This is a genomic window from Paenarthrobacter nicotinovorans (assembly GCF_021919345.1).
GTDB lineage: Bacteria > Actinomycetota > Actinomycetes > Actinomycetales > Micrococcaceae > Arthrobacter > Arthrobacter nicotinovorans.
This window is the reverse complement of sequence record NZ_CP089293.1, coordinates 1,343,650-1,360,344: the sequence shown is the minus strand read 5'-3', so window position 1 is coordinate 1,360,344 and position 16,695 is coordinate 1,343,650. Positions and strand designations below refer to the sequence as shown.

The 16,695-nt window shown below is 65.5% G+C and carries 13 protein-coding genes; 7 read left to right on the top strand and 6 right to left on the bottom strand.

Annotated features, from left to right (window positions below; all coding sequences use genetic code 11):
* Nucleotides 1-108 precede the first annotated feature (108 nt).
* Nucleotides 109-981: an FAD-dependent oxidoreductase gene (locus JMY29_RS06460; RefSeq protein ID WP_018777359.1), complete on the top strand. Its 873-nt coding sequence runs from the start codon at nucleotides 109-111 to the stop codon at nucleotides 979-981.
* A gap of 144 nt (nucleotides 982-1,125) precedes the next feature.
* Here JMY29_RS06460 and JMY29_RS06455 read toward each other — a convergent pair whose 3' ends face one another.
* Entirely contained in the window at nucleotides 1,126-2,679 is a 1,554-nt protein-coding gene (locus JMY29_RS06455; protein ID WP_081623337.1) for an HNH endonuclease, read from the bottom strand.
* Nucleotides 2,680-2,895: 216 nt separating this feature from the next.
* On the opposite strand from JMY29_RS06455, the gene deoC reads away from it, so the two are divergent.
* Nucleotides 2,896-3,588 (top strand): deoxyribose-phosphate aldolase, encoded by a 693-nt coding sequence (deoC, locus tag JMY29_RS06450; protein ID WP_018777357.1) that lies wholly within the window; start codon nucleotides 2,896-2,898, stop codon nucleotides 3,586-3,588.
* 53 nt (nucleotides 3,589-3,641) lie between these two features.
* Complete coding sequence (locus tag JMY29_RS06445) at nucleotides 3,642-3,869, top strand: hypothetical protein (protein WP_018777356.1); 228 nt, start codon at nucleotides 3,642-3,644, stop codon at nucleotides 3,867-3,869.
* A gap of 79 nt (nucleotides 3,870-3,948) precedes the next feature.
* Here JMY29_RS06445 and JMY29_RS06440 read toward each other — a convergent pair whose 3' ends face one another.
* Both JMY29_RS06440 and mfd read right to left on the bottom strand, forming a co-directional pair.
* Entirely contained in the window at nucleotides 3,949-4,743 is a 795-nt protein-coding gene (locus JMY29_RS06440; RefSeq protein WP_079581068.1) for a metal-dependent hydrolase, read from the bottom strand.
* A 4-nt stretch (nucleotides 4,744-4,747) separates the two neighbouring features.
* A complete protein-coding gene (gene mfd, locus JMY29_RS06435; RefSeq protein ID WP_055974947.1) occupies nucleotides 4,748-8,380 on the bottom strand; it encodes a transcription-repair coupling factor in 3,633 nt (1,210 codons plus the stop codon).
* 109 nt (nucleotides 8,381-8,489) lie between these two features.
* Here mfd and JMY29_RS06430 point away from each other — a divergent pair, with 109 nt between their 5' ends.
* From JMY29_RS06430 to nhaA, 4 genes are all read left to right on the top strand, one after another.
* Nucleotides 8,490-10,019, top strand: a complete 1,530-nt coding sequence (locus JMY29_RS06430) for an SDR family oxidoreductase (RefSeq protein ID WP_018777353.1) — start codon at nucleotides 8,490-8,492, stop codon at nucleotides 10,017-10,019.
* Nucleotides 10,020-10,066: 47 nt separating this feature from the next.
* Complete coding sequence (locus JMY29_RS06425; protein WP_018777352.1) at nucleotides 10,067-10,564, top strand: DUF2505 domain-containing protein; 498 nt, start codon at nucleotides 10,067-10,069, stop codon at nucleotides 10,562-10,564.
* 1 nt (nucleotide 10,565) lies between these two features.
* Nucleotides 10,566-10,787, top strand: coding sequence for an SCO4848 family membrane protein (locus tag JMY29_RS06420; protein WP_018777351.1), 222 nt, complete (start codon nucleotides 10,566-10,568; stop codon nucleotides 10,785-10,787).
* A 162-nt stretch (nucleotides 10,788-10,949) separates the two neighbouring features.
* Complete coding sequence (nhaA, locus tag JMY29_RS06415) at nucleotides 10,950-12,263, top strand: Na+/H+ antiporter NhaA (RefSeq protein ID WP_189075877.1); 1,314 nt, start codon at nucleotides 10,950-10,952, stop codon at nucleotides 12,261-12,263.
* A gap of 18 nt (nucleotides 12,264-12,281) precedes the next feature.
* Here nhaA and sufU read toward each other — a convergent pair whose 3' ends face one another.
* The 3 genes from sufU to JMY29_RS06400 all read right to left on the bottom strand — a co-directional run bounded on the left by sufU (nucleotide 12,282) and on the right by JMY29_RS06400 (nucleotide 16,686).
* Nucleotides 12,282-12,734, bottom strand: a complete 453-nt coding sequence (sufU, locus tag JMY29_RS06410) for a Fe-S cluster assembly sulfur transfer protein SufU (RefSeq protein WP_018777349.1) — start codon at nucleotides 12,732-12,734, stop codon at nucleotides 12,282-12,284.
* 36 nt (nucleotides 12,735-12,770) lie between these two features.
* Entirely contained in the window at nucleotides 12,771-14,096 is a 1,326-nt protein-coding gene (locus tag JMY29_RS06405) for a cysteine desulfurase (protein WP_110504436.1), read from the bottom strand.
* A 79-nt stretch (nucleotides 14,097-14,175) separates the two neighbouring features.
* On the bottom strand, nucleotides 14,176-16,686 hold the full coding sequence (locus JMY29_RS06400; RefSeq protein ID WP_189075878.1) for an ATP-binding protein: 2,511 nt from the start codon (nucleotides 16,684-16,686) through the stop codon (nucleotides 14,176-14,178).
* Nucleotides 16,687-16,695 lie beyond the last annotated feature (9 nt).

Sequence of the window (16,695 nt, the reverse complement as noted above, 5' to 3'; positions counted from 1 at the left end):
GCTACGAATGCGCCAAAGATGGCAACAGCGGTGAAACACCCGCGAAAAACCGGCATCCTACGCTGATGAACAACAGCACCAAACAGGTCATCAGCGAAAGGGCCCACCATGTCCTCTACTTCCCTTCACATCGTCATCGCCGGCGCAGGCCCGGCAGCCCAGGCACTGGTGCGGCGATTGGCTGGCAGGACCGACACCCGTCAGCGGCCCTTCGCCGGCACCATCACAGTGCTCAGCAATCGCGACGACTGCCCGGACGCCCTCCTCGAACTTGCCGAACTGCCCCAGGTTTCCGTGCGCTTCGGCCAGGCCGCCAGTTTCATCGACGCTGAGGCCAAGGTAGTCACCACGGTGGACGGCATGGAGTTCGCCTACGACCAACTGGTCATCGCCACGGGTTCGGCCCCCCTCCTTCCCCCGGTAGACGGTGCCGAGGCGGTCCTGAGCTACTCCACCATCGACGATGCCGCCTCCATTGGCGAAGCCGTCAAGGACGTCACCCGTTCTGTCGGCCGCCGTCCGCTGGGAATACTCGTCGGCAACGGTCCAGCAGCGGGCCAGGCCGAAGCGGTTCTCCGGGCACGCGGCGTCCGTCCCGTCCGAACCACCCTCCGCCCCACAGCTGTGGTTGCCTCTATTGCTGATTCGGCCATCCCCGGGCAAGCCCTGTCCCCCACGGGAATCGTCTTTGAGGACGGCAGCAGCATGAAGGGCGACCTCGTGGTCCTGGCCGAGGAACGCACCGCACGCAATGGCCTCGCCGAAAGTGCCGGCCTCCGGATCGCGTCCGACGGCGGGATCGCCGTGGGGCGCGACCTCGCCACGTCCGTCCCTGGCATCTGGGCGATCGGTGATGCCGCTTCCTGCGACGGCCTTCGCCTGGGCCTGCTCCTGTCCGCAGAATCTTCCGCGATGCTCTGCGCTTCCGGCATGCTGCTGGGAGCCGTGAGCAGCGAACCCCAGCCAGCCATGGCGGCGTGATTCGCCGACTCCGTAGCTCCCGCCGGGTGTCGGGCATCAGGGAACAGCAGGTGACGATTTCCTACGCAAGCAGTCTTCAGGCGCGACGCGTGCAACTCACGGCCTTGACACCTGGGAAACTTCACTCACGGCCGCCAGCGATAACTAATCCCGGCCATCCTTGGTCGACCTGATTCTGTCCGAGCCCCCTGGCAGCGGTGGGGCTTTGGATTCGTAGTTGTGCCCGCTGGGTGTTCGGAGTTTGAGGGTGTGGCGGGTTCTCGTGCCGGGATTTGCCGGGGTGGGGTTACCGGGCCTGGTGTTTGCGGCCTCGGTTGTTATGGGCTGGGTGGTTCCGGCCTCCGTGGTTGCTGCGGTCCAGCCAGGATGTTCTTTGGTGTGGTTGCATGCTTCGCAGAGCCCGGCGCCGTTGTCCACAGTGGTAGGTCCGCCGTGCTGCCAGGGCACCACGTGATCGATGTGCCTGATGGGCGCGTCGCAGTAAGGGGTTCGGCAGGTGTAGTCACGGGTTTCGATGAAACGCCGGAGCCGCGGCGGGAACAGCCTGGATTTGGAGTCCGTGGTGAGCAGTTCCCCGGAGGTCGGGGCGGTGTAGAGCCGCCGAAGCCAGAGTCCGTACTCGGAATCCCGAACCGGCGCTAGGGTTTGGGAAAGCGTTCCTGCCCGACCCATGCCACCGGTTCTGCGTCCTGAAATCCCGGCCTGTCCAGCGTCAGCGGTTGTGTTCCCCGCCGCCTCCGGGTTTGCAAGTTCGCGCGCCCATTGTGCCGGGACGACGCCATAGCCCTGTAACCGGGCGGGTTCACTATCGCCTTGGAAAAGGGCCCGATCGGTCATGACGAGCTGGACTTCAACCCCGCTGATCCCGCCGGCCTTGCCCGTGAGACGTTCAACCAAGGTATCTGCCATGACCTGGCCCCGGCCCCGTTCCGCAGCCCCTGAGCCAGCACCCCCGCGGGCCCGGACCGAATCCGCAGCACGAGACAACGCCGCGTAAGCTGCAACCCCCTGGGCCGCCGGCAGCAGGGCAGTCAAAACCGTCATTGTCTCCGGCGCCGGTCGCAACGTCACCGTTCGGTCCGCGGCTGCACGGGCCGCACGCTGGGCAACCGAGCGAGGATCACGCTGATACGCAGCAGCCCTGGCAGCCGCGATCACGCCCTTATCCCCCACGCCTTCAAAAGTCCCGGTATCCGCGGCCAATTCCGCATCTACCCCAGCCCGGTCCTCCACTGACAAGCACGCTGTTTCCTTCACCAACAACGTCGCCCGCCACTCATTCAACATCCCCGAGTCCAAGGCCGCCATCGTGCGCGGCATCTCGAACACCAGCGCCTTCGCCAGCCCCAGAAGCCGCGCTCCCCGGTTCGGGGATTCCCGCCGCGCCAACGCGATCTCGGCTCCCACATCATCGCCGCGTTCGGACACCGGCACCCCGGCAGCGGCCCGCTCAGCAGACCGGGCTGCCTCAAACGCCGCCGCAACCCTGGCCTGCAATCCGCAAATCGCCGACTTCATCTCCTCCAACACCCGCAACTGCCCAATCAAGTCACCACTTAGGGACCCAGGGCCCTCAACACCCGAACCGGGAACAGCCGGCCCGGGATCACTCTCAACCACCGACGCCCCAGCAGAACCAACCGGCCCCGCCGCCGACTGTCCTTCCACCGGCTCCCGCCCCTCCCGAATCCACTCCATACCGCAACCCTTCCAGCCACCACCAACAGCCAAAAGACACCGAGCCCCCTATGTGGAAAACCCCGCTCCAGCACCCGCGGAAATCCCCGCGCCCCACCCACCAGCGACCCCCACGGGGCCGCGGGGAGCCCCGCCGGATGTGGCAAGATGGTCCTTTGACGGGCAGTGACAACCCTGCGGCCACCGGGCCGGCCACGCCCTGCACGGAAGGATCCCATGAGCAACGAAGCCGTCGCCCCTGCAAACATCGCCTCCTACATCGACCACACGCTGTTGAAGCCCGAGGCCAGCGAGGCAGACATCCTCAAGGTGTGCGCGGAGGCCGTGGAGTACCGGTTCAAATCTGTCTGCGTGAACCCCGTGTGGGTCAAGTCCGTCACCAAAGCGCTCAAGGGCTCAGGAGTCCTGACCTGTTCGGTGATCGGGTTCCCGCTGGGTGCCACGCCCACCGACGTCAAGGTTTTTGAGGCCCGTGGTGCCGTGCTCGATGGTGCCAACGAAATCGACATGGTGATCAACATGGCTTCGGCCCGCGCCAATGACAAGGGCGCGTTGGTGGACGACATCCGAGCTGTGGCCGAAACGGTCCACGCAGGCGAAGCCATCCTTAAGGTGATCATTGAAACATCCATGCTCAATGACGAGCAGAAGGTCATCGCCTGCGAGGCAGCAGCGGAGGCAGGCGCGGACTTCGTCAAAACGTCCACGGGATTCAACGGCGGTGGTGCCACGGTTGAAGACGTTGCCCTGATGCGCAAGACCGTTGGGCCCGGCCTCGGCGTCAAGGCCTCCGGTGGCGTGCGCTCCCTGGCCGACGCACAGGCTATGATTGCTGCTGGTGCAACACGTATCGGAGCGAGTTCCGGAATTGCCATCGTTAAAGGTGAACAGGGTTCATCTGCCTACTAAGGCTTCCGCTACCGCCAGAGATTTTTGAGCCCTGCGGGGCCGAGGAGGAATGAATGTCCAAGAACACCACAAGTGCCCCCATTGAAAAAGAGAACAATCTCGGCACGAGCATTGTCTTGTTCCTGGTCATGATCGTGCTCTTCCTGGGCGCCATCTACTCGCTCTCCTTCCTGAGCCTGGACAACCCGTGGCCGATGGCCGTGTGCCTTGGCCTCTTCGCCCTGGCTTTCTGGATCCCCCAGACCATTCTCGGCCGGTCGGACTCCGCCGGCGAAAGCTAAACCTCAAACAGCAACGCGGTGTGACTTACGGCCCATCCCGAAGGGGACCATGGGCCGTAAGTCACACCGCGTTTGGCTTTTAAAGCGCGAGCGCGGCAAGGAACGCGGGCCAGTGCAGCTTCGCCAGTGTCCAGGCAGCGGCCCCCATCCCCACCATGGCGTAGCCGCTCACAGGAATCAGCACCAACCATTCCCGCCGTGACCCCGCCCTGCCCAACAGCGGCAGGGAGAAAGCCCCGTTCGCCCGCCAGATTCCACTGACAACGGATTTCCGCAAAAATTTCGGTGGTTTGATGACGATCGGCCACAAGAGCGGCACCCCGCCAACGGTGATCATGTCCCCCACAATGTGGACCACCACGCCCGTCAGCATGGACAACGGGAGCCAACCCCATTGGGCCGGGGCGAACCACGTCACTAGGCCGGCCATGAGCAGGGCGAACAGCCAGTTGGTGATCCACCCGGATTTGGGGAACAGGTTCAGCGCCTTGGCGGCCAGGTTGATCATGAACATGCACAAGAGTCCGGCACCCACCGACAGTTTTCCCACCGGCGTCACCATCTGGAATTGCGCCGCCATGGCGGCCAGCACCACGAAGGCCGAGGCGCCGAGCAGTGAGTGCGTTCCTTGCCGGTGCCCACCGCTGGCTTTCTCGATGCCCACGGCAATCACGTTGGACAGTGGCGGCAGCGAGTTGGCGATGGTGCTGTGCCGGTGGTCCCAGTCGCATACCAAGGCCGTTCCCGCCGTCGCCATGGCGCCAATCAGGATTCCAGTGGCATCCAGCGGGTACCAGCCGAGCGCGTAGGGGCCGGTTGAGGCAATAGCTATCCACGCCGCGGCTCCCGACGCGGCGTGGTGTCCTCCCATCATTCGCCTAGCCTGCCTTCACGGGGGCTTCGGCGAAGATCGCTTCAATGACGTTGTTGGCCCACTGCAGGATCTCGGCGTCCTGGAGGTCACGTCCGCCGATCCGGGCCGTCTTGGGCTTGGGGATCAGCACGGCGTCGAGCGCAGGCTTGACCTGGGAGCCCGGGTACATGCGGTTCAGGCGCATGGTTTTGGATTCGGGCAGTTGCGCCGGCGAGAAGCGGATGAAGTTGCCTTGGAGCGCGACGTCGGACAGGCCGGCTTCGCGGGCACCCACCCGGAAGCGCGCCACGGCAATGAGGTTTTGGGCCGGCAGCGGCGGCTCACCGTAACGGTCCACGAGTTCGGCCAGGACTTCATCAATGGCCTCATATGTGATGGCGGCAGCGAGCTTCCGATACGCCTCAAGACGCAGCCTCTCCCCGGGAACATAGTCATGGGGCAGGTGCGCGTTGACCGGCAGCTCGATCTTCATCTCGGCGGCCTTCTCTTCAGCCTCACCGCGGTACTCGGCCACGGCCTCGCCCACAAGCCGGATGTAGAGGTCGAAGCCGACACCTTGGATGTGGCCGGACTGTTCTCCGCCGAGCAGGTTGCCTGCGCCGCGGATTTCCAGGTCCTTCATGGCCAGTTGCATGCCGGCGCCGAGCTCGTTGTGTGCCGCCACTGCCTTGAGCCGTTCCAGCGCCACCTCACCCAAGGGCTTCTCGGAAGGGTAGAGGAAGTAGGCGTAGGCGCGCTCACGGCCACGGCCTACGCGGCCTCGGAGCTGGTGCAGCTGCGAGAGGCCGTACTTGTCGGCCCCGTCCACAATCAAGGTGTTGGCGTTGGAGATGTCCAGGCCGGTTTCGATGATGGTGGTGCACACCAGGACGTCGAAGCGTTTTTCCCAGAAGTCCACGATGATTTTTTCCAGGCGGCTCTCGGACATCTGGCCGTGGGCAACTTCCACCCGGGCTTCGGGAACCAGTTCACGGATCTGCGCGGCAATGCGTTCAATCGAGGACACCCGGTTGTGGACGAAGAACACCTGCCCTTCGCGCATGAGTTCACGGCGGATCGCGGCGGAGGTTTGCTTGTTGGTGTACGGACCTACATAGGTCAGCACCGGGTGGCGTTCCTCCGGCGGTGTGGCCAGTGTGGACGTTTCGCGGATTCCCGTCAGGGACATCTCCAGTGTTCGCGGAATGGGCGTGGCACTCATCGCCAGGACGTCCACGTTGGTGCGCATCTTCTTCAGCGCTTCCTTGTGTTCCACGCCGAAGCGCTGCTCTTCGTCCACGATCACCAGGCCGAGGTCCTTGAACTCGAAGTCCTTGGACAGCAGCCGGTGGGTACCGATCACGACGTCGACAGCGCCGCTCTTGACGCCCTCGGCCGTTTCCTTGGCTTCCTTGCTGGTCTGGAACCGGGACAGCGGCTTCACGCGCAGCGGGAAGCCGGAGAAGCGTTCAGTGAAGGTTTCGTAGTGCTGCTGCGCCAACAGGGTGGTTGGCACGAGCACCGCCACCTGCTTGCCGTCCTGGACAGCCTTGAAGGCGGCGCGGACGGCGATTTCGGTCTTGCCGTAGCCGACGTCACCCGATACCAACCGGTCCATGGGGATTTCCCGCTCCATGTCGGCTTTGACCTCGTTGATGGTGGTCAACTGGTCGGGTGTTTCCACGTAGGGGAACGCTTCTTCGAGCTCGCGCTGCCACGGTGTGTCCGGTGCAAAAGCGTGGCCGCGGGATGCCATGCGGGCAGAGTACAGCCGGATCAGTTCCCCGGCGATTTCCTTGACGGCCTTGCGTGCCCTGGACTTGGTGCTGGCCCAGTCCGCGCCGCCCATTTTGCTCAGCGCAGGCGTGTCCCCGCCCACGTAGCGGGTCACCTGGTCCAGCTGGTCCGTCGGTACGAACAGCCGGTCGCCAGGGGCACCGCGCTTGGACGGCGCGTACTCCAGCACCAGATACTCGCGCAGCCCGGCGTCGGACGACGACGTCCCGGTCACCTTGCGCTGGATCAGCTCCACAAACCGGCCGATTCCGTGCTGTTCGTGGACCACGAAGTCACCCGCGTGCAGCTGCAAAGGATCCACGGCGTTTCGCCGTTTGGACGGCATGCGCCGCATGTCTTTGGTGGAGCTCGCTGTCGCCCGTCCCAGCAGGTCGGCTTCGGTCAGCAGCCCCAGTTTGAGGCCGTCCAGGACAAAACCGCGTCCGACGGCGGCAGTGGTCACCTCGATGATGCCCGGTTGGGGTTCCTGATCCAGAGAGTCGACGCGGGAACAGGGAATCTCTGCGTCGTGGAACAGTTCAGCCAGGCGCTGCGCGGGACCCGGGCCGTCCGTAACCACTACGACGCGCCACTGCTCGCGGACACGGGAGCCGATGAACTCCAGCATCTCGGCCACATCTCCCTGGTAGCCACGCGGTTCGCGGGCACGCATGTTGAGGACATCGATGTCCAGGACCAGGTCCTCGTCAGAGGCGAGGGAGGTGATGGACCACCAGGACACGCCGTGTTCCAGCGCTGCCGAGCGGGTATCGGTCAGTGAGCGGAAACTGGCGGCGTGCAAGTCAGTGGAGGCCTGTGACGACAAATCAAGGGGCGCCGCACCGCCGTCGGACGCCGTGGACCAGGCCGCTTCCAGGAACTCTTCGTTGGTCGCCGCGAGGTCGTGCGCGCGCGTGCGCACCTTCTCGGGTTCGATCACAACGGACAGGGAGCCGGCCGGGAGCTGGTCCACGAACGGAACCATGGCATCCACCAGCACCGGGGCCAGGGATTCCATGCCCTCCACGGCGATGCCCCCTGCGATCTTCTCCAGCATGTCGGCCGCCGCGGGCATGTCTGCCTTCAGCTTCGCCGCACGGGACATTACCGAGGGTGTGATCAGGATTTCCCGGCACGGAGGGGCATGCAGTTCCGTGGGGTGGTGGATCCCGGGTGCACTCAAGGAACGCTGGTCGGCCACGGCGAACCAGCGCATCTGATCCACCTCGTCGCCGAAGAACTCCACCCGGATCGGGTGGTCCTCGGTGGGTGGGAAGACATCGAGGATTCCGCCACGGACGGCGAATTCGCCGCGGTGCGTCACCATGTCGACGCGCGCGTAGGCGGCGTCGGAGAGGGCCCGGACAACGTCGGTGAAGGAGCGTTCCTGGCCTACTTGCAGGGTGACCGGCACCAGGTCACCCAAGCCGGCCACGATCGGCTGGACCACAGCGCGGACCGGAGCCACCACCACACGCAACGGGGCCGCCGTCGAGGTTTCCGGATGGGTCAGGCGGCGCAGAACGGACAGGCGGCGTCCCACGGTGTCCGACCGCGGCGAAAGGCGCTCGTGCGGGAGGGTTTCCCAGCTGGGGAAGGTGGCCACAGAGTCCGCGGGGAGGTAGGAGCAGAGCGCCGCGGTGAGGTCTTCGGCTTCACGGCCGGTGGCGGTCACGGCCAGGACCACCGGGGCTGCCGCGTCATCGGCGCCGGTGTCCGCCAGGGCATCGGCCATTTCGGCGAGCAACACCGCACGCATCCCCGTGGGGGCGCTGATCTGGTAGTCGGCGTTCCGGTCGCTGAAGGACCGCTCCGCCTCGGTACGAACGCGCGCGAAAGTCTTGTCCTCCGCCAGTGCGCGGCGCAGACCGTTGAGGCTCATGGCAGAAACTCCTAGGGTGGGTCCAAGGGCAGGCAACACAAATGCCCGGAAATTCAGATGAATGCCGGGTCATTCCAGCCTACCTCCACCCCCAGCCACAGGAGTTCCTTTGCAGCCTTCGGAAGCTACGCATTCCAACACCACGCAGGACACCAGGACAGTGCTGGTGACCGGCGCCACCGGCTACATCGGCGGTCGGCTGGTCCCCCGGCTCCTCGAAGCCGGCCACAAGGTCAAAGTCCTGGTCCGCACGCCCCAAAAAATCGCAGACGTTCCGTGGCATGACGACGTCGACATCATTGAGAACAGCCTGTCCGACGCCGACGGCCTCTCCGAGGCGCTCAACGGCGTGGACGTCCTGTACTACCTGGTCCATTCCATGGCGTCGGGCAGCGGTTTCGAGGCCAAGGAAGAAGCCATGGCCCGCCTCGTCGCCGGGGCAGCTGCGGAGGCCGGAGTGGACAGGATCGTGTACCTCGGCGGACTGCACCCGGAGAACACGGAACTGTCCACACATATGCGTTCCCGCGAAACCGTGGGCAAAGTCTTCCTCGAATCACCCGTGGACTCGATCGTGTTCCAGGCGGGCGTGGTGATTGGTTCCGGCTCCGCATCCTTCGAAATGATCCGGCACCTGGCCGACACCCTCCCGGTCATGCCCGCGCCGAGCTGGGTCAACAACCGGATTGAGGCGATCGCGGTGCGCGACGTCCTGCACTATCTCGTGGCGGCGGCGGCCCTGCCGGACAAGCTGAACCGCTCGTTCGACATCGGCTCACGGGAGGTCCTGAAGTACAAGGAGATGATGAACGAGTACGCCGTGGAACGTGGCCTGCCTCGCCGGCTGGTCATCGCGCTTCCCGTTCCCGCGCCGAAACTCGCCGGACTGTGGGTCGCCTTGGTAACGCCGATTCCACTGTCCATGTCGCTGCCGCTGGTGCAGTCGCTGCAGCACGACGCCGTATCGCGGGAGCACGACGTCGACCGTTACATCAAGCAGCCCGACGGCGGCCTGACCTCCTACCGGCGAGCCGTAGCCTTGGCGCTGGGCAAGGAACGGGACGGTCAGGTGGAGACCACCTGGGCCAACGCCGGTATCGACGCCGATCCCCTGCCCAGCGACCCCGATTGGGCCGGCTACAAAGTGTTCCTGGACGAGCGGACCTTCCATAGCGAAGCCAAGCCGGAGCATGTGTGGACCATCATCGAGGGCATCGGCGGCAAGAACGGCTGGTACTCGCTGCCTTTGGCGTGGCGGGTGCGCGGCTGGCTGGACAAGCTGCAGGGCGGCGCGGGGCTGCTCCGCGGCCGCAGGCACCCCAAGACGCTGAACACCGGCGAAGTGGTGGACTGGTGGCGGGTTGAAGCCATCGACCGCGGCCACCTGCTGCGGTTGCGCGCCGAAATGCGCGCCCCGGGTGGTGCCTGGCTTGAGTTGTCGGTGGAGCCCGACGGCGACGGGAGCCTCTATAAGCAGCGCGCGATTTTCTTCCCCCGCGGCTTGGCCGGACGGCTGTATTGGTTGGGCGTGTATCCGTTCCACGGCTTCATCTTTCCGTCCATGGCCCGCAACATTTCGGCAGCCGCGACCACCCTTCAGGAGGAATCGGGTTCAAGTGTGTCCACCCGGACCCCGTAGGATGTTGGGAGCTAAAAAGCTTCACCACCACCATCCACGGAGGACCCATGGCCCTGAGTGCATCCACCACCCTGCCCCACAGCGTTGACCGCGTAGCGGCCGTCTTTGTCGACGAGGATTTCCTGCGCCACACGAGCGAATACGTGGGCGGCTCGCTGGAATCGTTCACCGTTGACGGCGACACTGCCGGCGCTTTCACCACCACCACCGTCCGCACGTTGCCCACCACCCGCCTGCCGGAGATCGCCCGCAAGTTCGTCGGCGAAACCTTGAAGGTCACCCAGACCGAGCAGTGGGAAGCCCCGGCTGCCGACGGCTCGCGCGCCAGCACCATCGCGCTGAAGATCGCCGGCGCACCGTTGGATGTCACCGCGGTCCAACGGCTCGTGGCCGAGGGCGGCAGCACCCGGATCGAACTCGAAGGCAATGTGACGTCCTCGGTTCCGTTCCTGGGTGGAAAGATCGCTGACGCTGCCGAGCCCATGGTGGGCAAGGCCTTGGGCATCCAGTCGCAGCAGGCCCAGGCCTGGCTCGAAAGCCACTAGCATGCAGATTCCCGCAATCCTTGCGGTGGTCCTGATTGTGGCCGGCGTGTGGTCGCTGGCTGTGTGGCCGCAGTTCCTCAAGCGCGTCATGAAGGATCCCCGGGCCCGCGACGCCGCAGGCAAGGCCACAAAGTTCCTGACGGTCCACGTCGTCCTGGTCACCATCTCCATGGTGCTGGGACTGGCGACGGCGGTCATCGGAATCGCGGGCCTCGTCGCCTGAGCCTCGTCCCACCCGACCGGGGACGGCAAACGCTCCACTGAGCCCTCAGTGGAGCGTTTGCCGTCCCCAGGTTGGGTAAGATGGACATTGGTGTGCCGGGAAGTCTGGTCGGCGTGTATTTGCTGTACCCGCCCTATGACCGCCCACTGTTAGGAGCCCTCAGTGGCCCAGCTGCCTCCCGTCCCGCCCAAAACCCCCTCCAGCAAAGTCTTCACCCGCTCCAGCTACCCGGAGTATCGCAGGATCCTCTCGATCCTGCGTACGGAAACCGTGGGCGGAGCACTTCTCCTGGCCGCAACAGTGATAGCCCTCATCTGGGCAAACTCCCCCGCAGCCGACGGCTACTTCGCACTCCGCGACGTCAAGATAGGCTACGAACCCTGGCACCTTGAGCTCAGTCTGGGCCACTGGGCCTCCGACGGACTGCTGGCGGTGTTCTTCTTCCTGGCGGGACTGGAGCTCAAACGCGAATTCGTGGCCGGGGAACTCCGCAAACCAGCCCGGGCTGTTGTTCCTGTGGCTGCAGCGATCGGCGGAGTCGCAGTCCCTGCGCTGATTTTTGTTCTCTTCAACCTCGGTTCCCCTGAAACCCTCAAGGGCTGGGCCATTCCCACGGCGACGGACATTGCCTTCGCACTGGCGGTCCTGGCTGTGATCAACACGCACCTTCCCGCCGCGCTCCGGACCTTCCTGCTCACGCTTGCCGTGGTGGACGACCTCATCGCCATCGGCATCATCGCCTTCTTCTACTCCACTGGGCTCCAGCCGCTCATGCTGCTGGCCGCGCTCGTCCCGTTGGCGCTCTTCACGTTCCTGGTCCAGAAGCGGATCCGCAGCTGGTACCTCGTGGTGCCGCTGGCCCTGGCGACATGGGGGTTCGTTCACGCATCCGGCATCCACGCCACCGTGGCAGGGGTGTTGCTGGGCTTCGCTGTCCCTGTGTTTGCCAGTGGGAAGAAGGGTGAGCCCGCCGAGGGCCTCGCCGAGCACTTTGAGCACCGCCTGCGCCCGTTCTCGGCAGGTTTTGCCGTTCCGGTGTTCGCGTTCTTCTCCGCCGGCGTAGCCCTGGGCGGGCTGGACGGCATGGGCGCGGCGTTGCGGGATCCCGTGGCGCTGGGCATCGTGGCCGCGTTGGTGCTCGGCAAGGCTGTGGGCGTCTTCGGCACGACGTTCCTGGTCACCAAGACCACGCGCGCCAGCCTGGATTCCGGCATCGCCTGGATCGACCTTTTCGGGCTGGCGCTTCTGGCCGGTATCGGCTTCACCGTCTCGCTGCTCATCGGGGAGCTGAGCTTCGGTGCAGGTTCAGCCCACAACGACCACGCCAAGGTGGCCATCCTGGCGGGTTCCTTGATCTCGGCGCTGTTGGCCGCCGTCGTCCTTAAGGCCCGTAACCGGCGGTACCGGCAGGTGCAGGCGGACGAAGAACGGGACGACGACGGCGACGGCGTACCTGATGTCTTTGCCCGCAGCTGACGCGGAGGTGCCTCGGAGCTAGGCCGTTGCCTGGTTGAGGGCGTCCTCGGCAGCCACCCACGAGATCATGGCGCACTTGACCCTGGCTGCGTAGCGGGCTACTCCTTCGAACGCTGCGGCGTCGCCCAGGATCTCCGGGTCTGCCTGCACTTTGCCGCGGGAACGCAGGACTTCCCGGAAGTTGTCGATCACGGAATGCAGTTCCGCCACGGACATCCCCTCCCCCATCTCGCTGAGCACGGAGGCCGAGGCCATGGAAATGGAACAGCCGGCACCGTCCCACCTGATCTGCTGGACTGTTCCGTCCGCGACGGCGAGCCGCAACGTCACTTCGTCCCCGCACACGGGGTTCAGCTGGTGCGATTGACCGGTGGAGGCACCCGCAGGGGCCAGTGTTTCGGCGAGCCCGCTGCCGTGCCGCTGCTTGGAATGGTCCAGGATGATCTGCTGGTAAAGCTGGTCAAGACTCATGGTGCTGATGCCCGTTTCTTTGCAAAGTCAGTGTGATCAGGCCTGGAAGTAGGCCCGCACGCCCGAGACGGCGTCGAGGAAAGCATCGACGTCGTCCGTGGTGTTGTAGAGGTAGGTGCTGGCCCGGGTGGTGGCCGTTAGGCCGAGGCGCCGGTGGAGCGGCTGGGCGCAGTGATGGCCGACGCGAACAGCGATGCCGCGGTCGTCGAGGAACTGCCCGACGTCGTGGGCGTGGACACCGGCGACGTCGAAGGCTGCCAAACCGATCCGCTCAGCGCCGGACGCAGGACCAACGACGCGGATACCCTCGATGCTCTCGAGTCCCTTGACCAGGCGCTGGCCCAGGGTGGCCTCCCAGGCGTGGATGCGGTCGATTCCCGTTTCGGAAAGGTAATTGACGGCTGTTGCCAACGCCACAGCCTGGGAGATGCGCTGCGTTCCGGCTTCGAACCGCTGCGGCGCGGGCAGGTATTCCGCACGTTCCATGGTGACTGTGGTGATCATGGAGCCACCCGTGAGGAAAGGCGGCAGCACGTCCAGGAGCTCCTGCTTTCCATACAGCACCCCGACTCCGGTGGGAGCCAGCATCTTGTGCCCGGAGAACACGGCGAAGTCGACGTCGAGCTTCTTCACGTCCACCGCCATGTGGGGAACCGACTGGCAAGCGTCCAACACTACGAGCGCCCCGACACGGCGTGCCATGGCCACAAGATCGGCAACGGGATTGATGGTGCCCAGGACGTTCGAGGCATGGGTGAAAGCAAGGAGCCGGGTCCGGTTGCCGATGATCTCTCCAGCGGCATCAAGGCGAAGCGCGCCGTCGTCGGTAATGGGGATGTGCTTGAGCGTGGCACCGGTGCGGAAGGCGAGTTCCTGCCAGGGAATGAGATTGGCGTGGTGTTCCATCTCCGTGACCACGATTTCGTCGCCGGGACCGATGGCCAGTTCCTTCAAGCCGGAGCTGCCGCGGCCCTGGGCTGCCCACAGCGCCGCGTTGGACAGGGCATAGCTGACGAGGTTCAGACCCTCGGTGGCGTTGGAGGTCCATACGGTTTCCTCGTAGCGGGCACCGATGAAGTCCGCCACGGTCTGGCGTGCGTCTTCAAAGGCTTCGGTCGCTTCGACAGCCAGGTGGTGGGCGCCACGGTGTACGGCAGCATTGCGTTGCTCGTAGAACTCCTGCTCGGCTTCGATGACGCTGAGCGGATTCTGCGAGGTGGCACCGGAATCAAGGTAGATCAGCGGTTTACCGTTGACCAGTTGGTCCAGCACCGGGAAGTCGTTCCGGATCCGCAACACCTCCGCGTTGTCCATGGCATGCATGGACTGTTGCAGTGAGGCTGGAGTTGATACGGCAGTCAAGGGGCGCTCCTTGGGAATCCTTCAGGGACTCCTCATTATCCCACGTGGGCCCGGATCGGGCGGTGTGCCGTACAGCACGTCAGTTCCCGGCCCTCCCCGGAACCCAACCCAGGGGTGGCACGGCCTCGCTCTCCGTGACACCGCGGAGCCGCTCAACGAGGACCGATACCCGCCGGGCCGCCGCAGTGCGGGCCTTCGCCTGGTAACCGGCAGCCGCACGTGCGTAGCAAAGTGCTGCGTGGGCGAATTGCCGGTCTGCTGACAGTGAGCGGCCGGCCGCCTCCAGCGACTTGGGGTCGTCTTCCACCATGGCGGCCGCAAAAGTCCGCAACGCCGCACCACCGGTACCTTCGACGCCGGAAGCCGCGGCCGCCAGCCGCGGCAGGATGGCCGGATCCACGACGCCGGCACGGCCTGCGTTGAGCGCCAGGAGGGACAGCGCCTCAACCTCCAACAAGACACTTCCCGAGGATTGGGCTTCGTCCGCGAGCGCCATCAGGTGGGTGTAGGTACCGGACGAAACGTCCCTGGCCGCGGCACAGTAGAGGGCACTGATCCGGGACAGGAGATCGTCAGGCGACCCCCCAGCCAACCCTGTTTCGGCTCCCGAGGTGCTTAGTGCGGCCAGTTCCAGTGCCTCACCCGGGTTTCCGCTGAGCGCCTCGCAGTAGGCCATCATGGCCGCAGCCAAGGATCGCACCGGCGGCAGTCCGGCGTCGGACAGTTCTGCCAGTACCGCCTCAAGCGTGCCGCGCGCCGCCCCGGGGAATCCCTGGCCGAGCTGGGCGTAGGCCCGTGCTGTTTCTGAACATGCGGCCAGGTGGCTGGGCACCCCGTAGGCGGAGTACTCCAAGAGCGGGACCATGGCACTCCACCCCAGATTGTGCCGCAGGCAGATCACGTGCCGAAGTGCCGCGCCCGCACGGAACGTCGCCATGGACGGATCACCACCGACGACTTTCATTGCCTCAGTGGTCTTTTCCAGGGCCTCGGCGGCCGCACCGGACAGGAGCAAGCGTTCGGCCTCCCGCACCTTTCCTGCGATCCGCGCGGCGGGGTCGGCAACCGTGTCCCCTGCAGTCAGCCCGCCGTGCGCTGCGCCGAGCAGCTCCAGCGCCATGAGCCGCCCACCGGCGTCGGCCTTCACCTCCGCCGAGCTCGCCGCCGTGGCCAAGTGACGGAGGACAGGTGCGGCCTCAGCCAGTTGGCCTTCGGCAATCAATGCCCTCGCCCTGAGCATTCCTGCTTCGTCCCGGTGGCCCGGAGACTTCACAGCCGAGGCAGCCTGGAGGGCAAGTTCGGCGGTTACGGGCCGGTCGGCTGCCGGCGCCGCCGCCAGCAGGAGCTCATCCGGCAGGCCCAGCCCGCAGTCCAGGGTCCAGGTCATCCACCGCAACATGCTCGGTGCCGTCTCAAGCGTGAGTCCGGGGTCCTCGATCCGTTGATGAAGGGCAAGACTCTGGGACCTCGGAACTGCAAGCCGGAGGCCCTCCCCCCGCAACCACGAGCCCATCCGGACCATCGGAGACCTGCCGGGCAACAGCCTGATCTGGCCTTCGGACAGTAGGTTCTCCACGGCTTTGTGACCGCAATGGCGCTCCAAAACCTCGACGGCGACCGGCTCGGCCAGCGCTGTCAGCTCCAATGCCAGCCGCTCCTCAGGCAGCCGGGCAGCGTTTTCCGCCTGGACGCGATCCACGACGCCAGGCCACTGGCAATGCGCCCGGGTGTTGATCGTCCAATACCCTTCCCTCTGCACCAGGAGCCCGGCGCGGCGTGCGTCCTCCACGGCGAGGCACAGGATGCCCACGTTGAAGCCGCTGATGACTGCCAGAAGGCTGCTGGCCCGGCGTTGGACCTTGCCGCCGAGGAGAGAAACACACAGGGCGTGCGCCTCCGTGAAGGTGAAAGGCGGAAGAAGGTACTGCTCCATGAAGCCGTCTTCCCAGAGCTGATAGAGATCCTGCGGCAGCGGGCTCCGGCTGTCAGCGGTGGCAACGAGTTTTGCACCGAATCCAGGGATGAGCTGGAGCAGCACACCCAGGGAGGCAGGATCCACGTAGTGGATGTCGTCCACCAGCAGCACCAGCTGGGGACGGGCCTGCTGGTTTCGGCGTTTGTTGCCTCGCCGGGCGACGGGGGGCGAATACAGGTAGCTGGCCGGTCCGAGTGTGCTGGTCAGGGCGCGCAGGACATGGAGCCCCGGGAGCAAGCCCTCGCCGGTCCCCTCGGTGCCGGTCCCCCCGGTGCTGGTCCCCCCGGTGCTGGTCCCCCCGGTGCTGGCCCCCAGGACACGCGCGGCGCCACCCAGGACGCCTGTTGAGGCACCCAGGACACCGTATTGGGTCGCCGTCAGGTCCAGGCTTCCGGCGAAGGTCCTGACATCCATGGTCCCGGGAAGTCCGGCTTTGAGGGAGAGCAACATGTGGCTCTTGCCCGAGCCCTTCTCCCCTGCCACCAGGATGCCGCTCTTGGAAGATGACCGTACGGCGGAAAAGACGAGTTCCAGCAATTGCGCCCTATCGGGCAGTGTCGGAGATCCCAGCCTGGCTGCGACGGTGTCTTCGTCCAGCCAAGGGTCCGGCAGCATGCACACTCC

Coding starts and splice junctions, on each gene's coding strand:
- JMY29_RS06400 (WP_189075878.1), bottom strand. CDS start 16,686: ATGCTGCCGGACCCTTGGCTGGACGAAGACACCGTCGCAGCCAGGCTG.
- JMY29_RS06425 (WP_018777352.1), top strand. CDS start 10,067: ATGGCCCTGAGTGCATCCACCACCCTGCCCCACAGCGTTGACCGCGTA.
- sufU (WP_018777349.1), bottom strand. CDS start 12,734: ATGAGTCTTGACCAGCTTTACCAGCAGATCATCCTGGACCATTCCAAG.
- JMY29_RS06455 (WP_081623337.1), bottom strand. CDS start 2,679: ATGGAGTGGATTCGGGAGGGGCGGGAGCCGGTGGAAGGACAGTCGGCG.
- JMY29_RS06440 (WP_079581068.1), bottom strand. CDS start 4,743: ATGATGGGAGGACACCACGCCGCGTCGGGAGCCGCGGCGTGGATAGCT.
- mfd (WP_055974947.1), bottom strand. CDS start 8,380: ATGAGCCTCAACGGTCTGCGCCGCGCACTGGCGGAGGACAAGACTTTC.
- JMY29_RS06460 (WP_018777359.1), top strand. CDS start 109: ATGTCCTCTACTTCCCTTCACATCGTCATCGCCGGCGCAGGCCCGGCA.
- deoC (WP_018777357.1), top strand. CDS start 2,896: ATGAGCAACGAAGCCGTCGCCCCTGCAAACATCGCCTCCTACATCGAC.
- JMY29_RS06420 (WP_018777351.1), top strand. CDS start 10,566: ATGCAGATTCCCGCAATCCTTGCGGTGGTCCTGATTGTGGCCGGCGTG.
- JMY29_RS06445 (WP_018777356.1), top strand. CDS start 3,642: ATGTCCAAGAACACCACAAGTGCCCCCATTGAAAAAGAGAACAATCTC.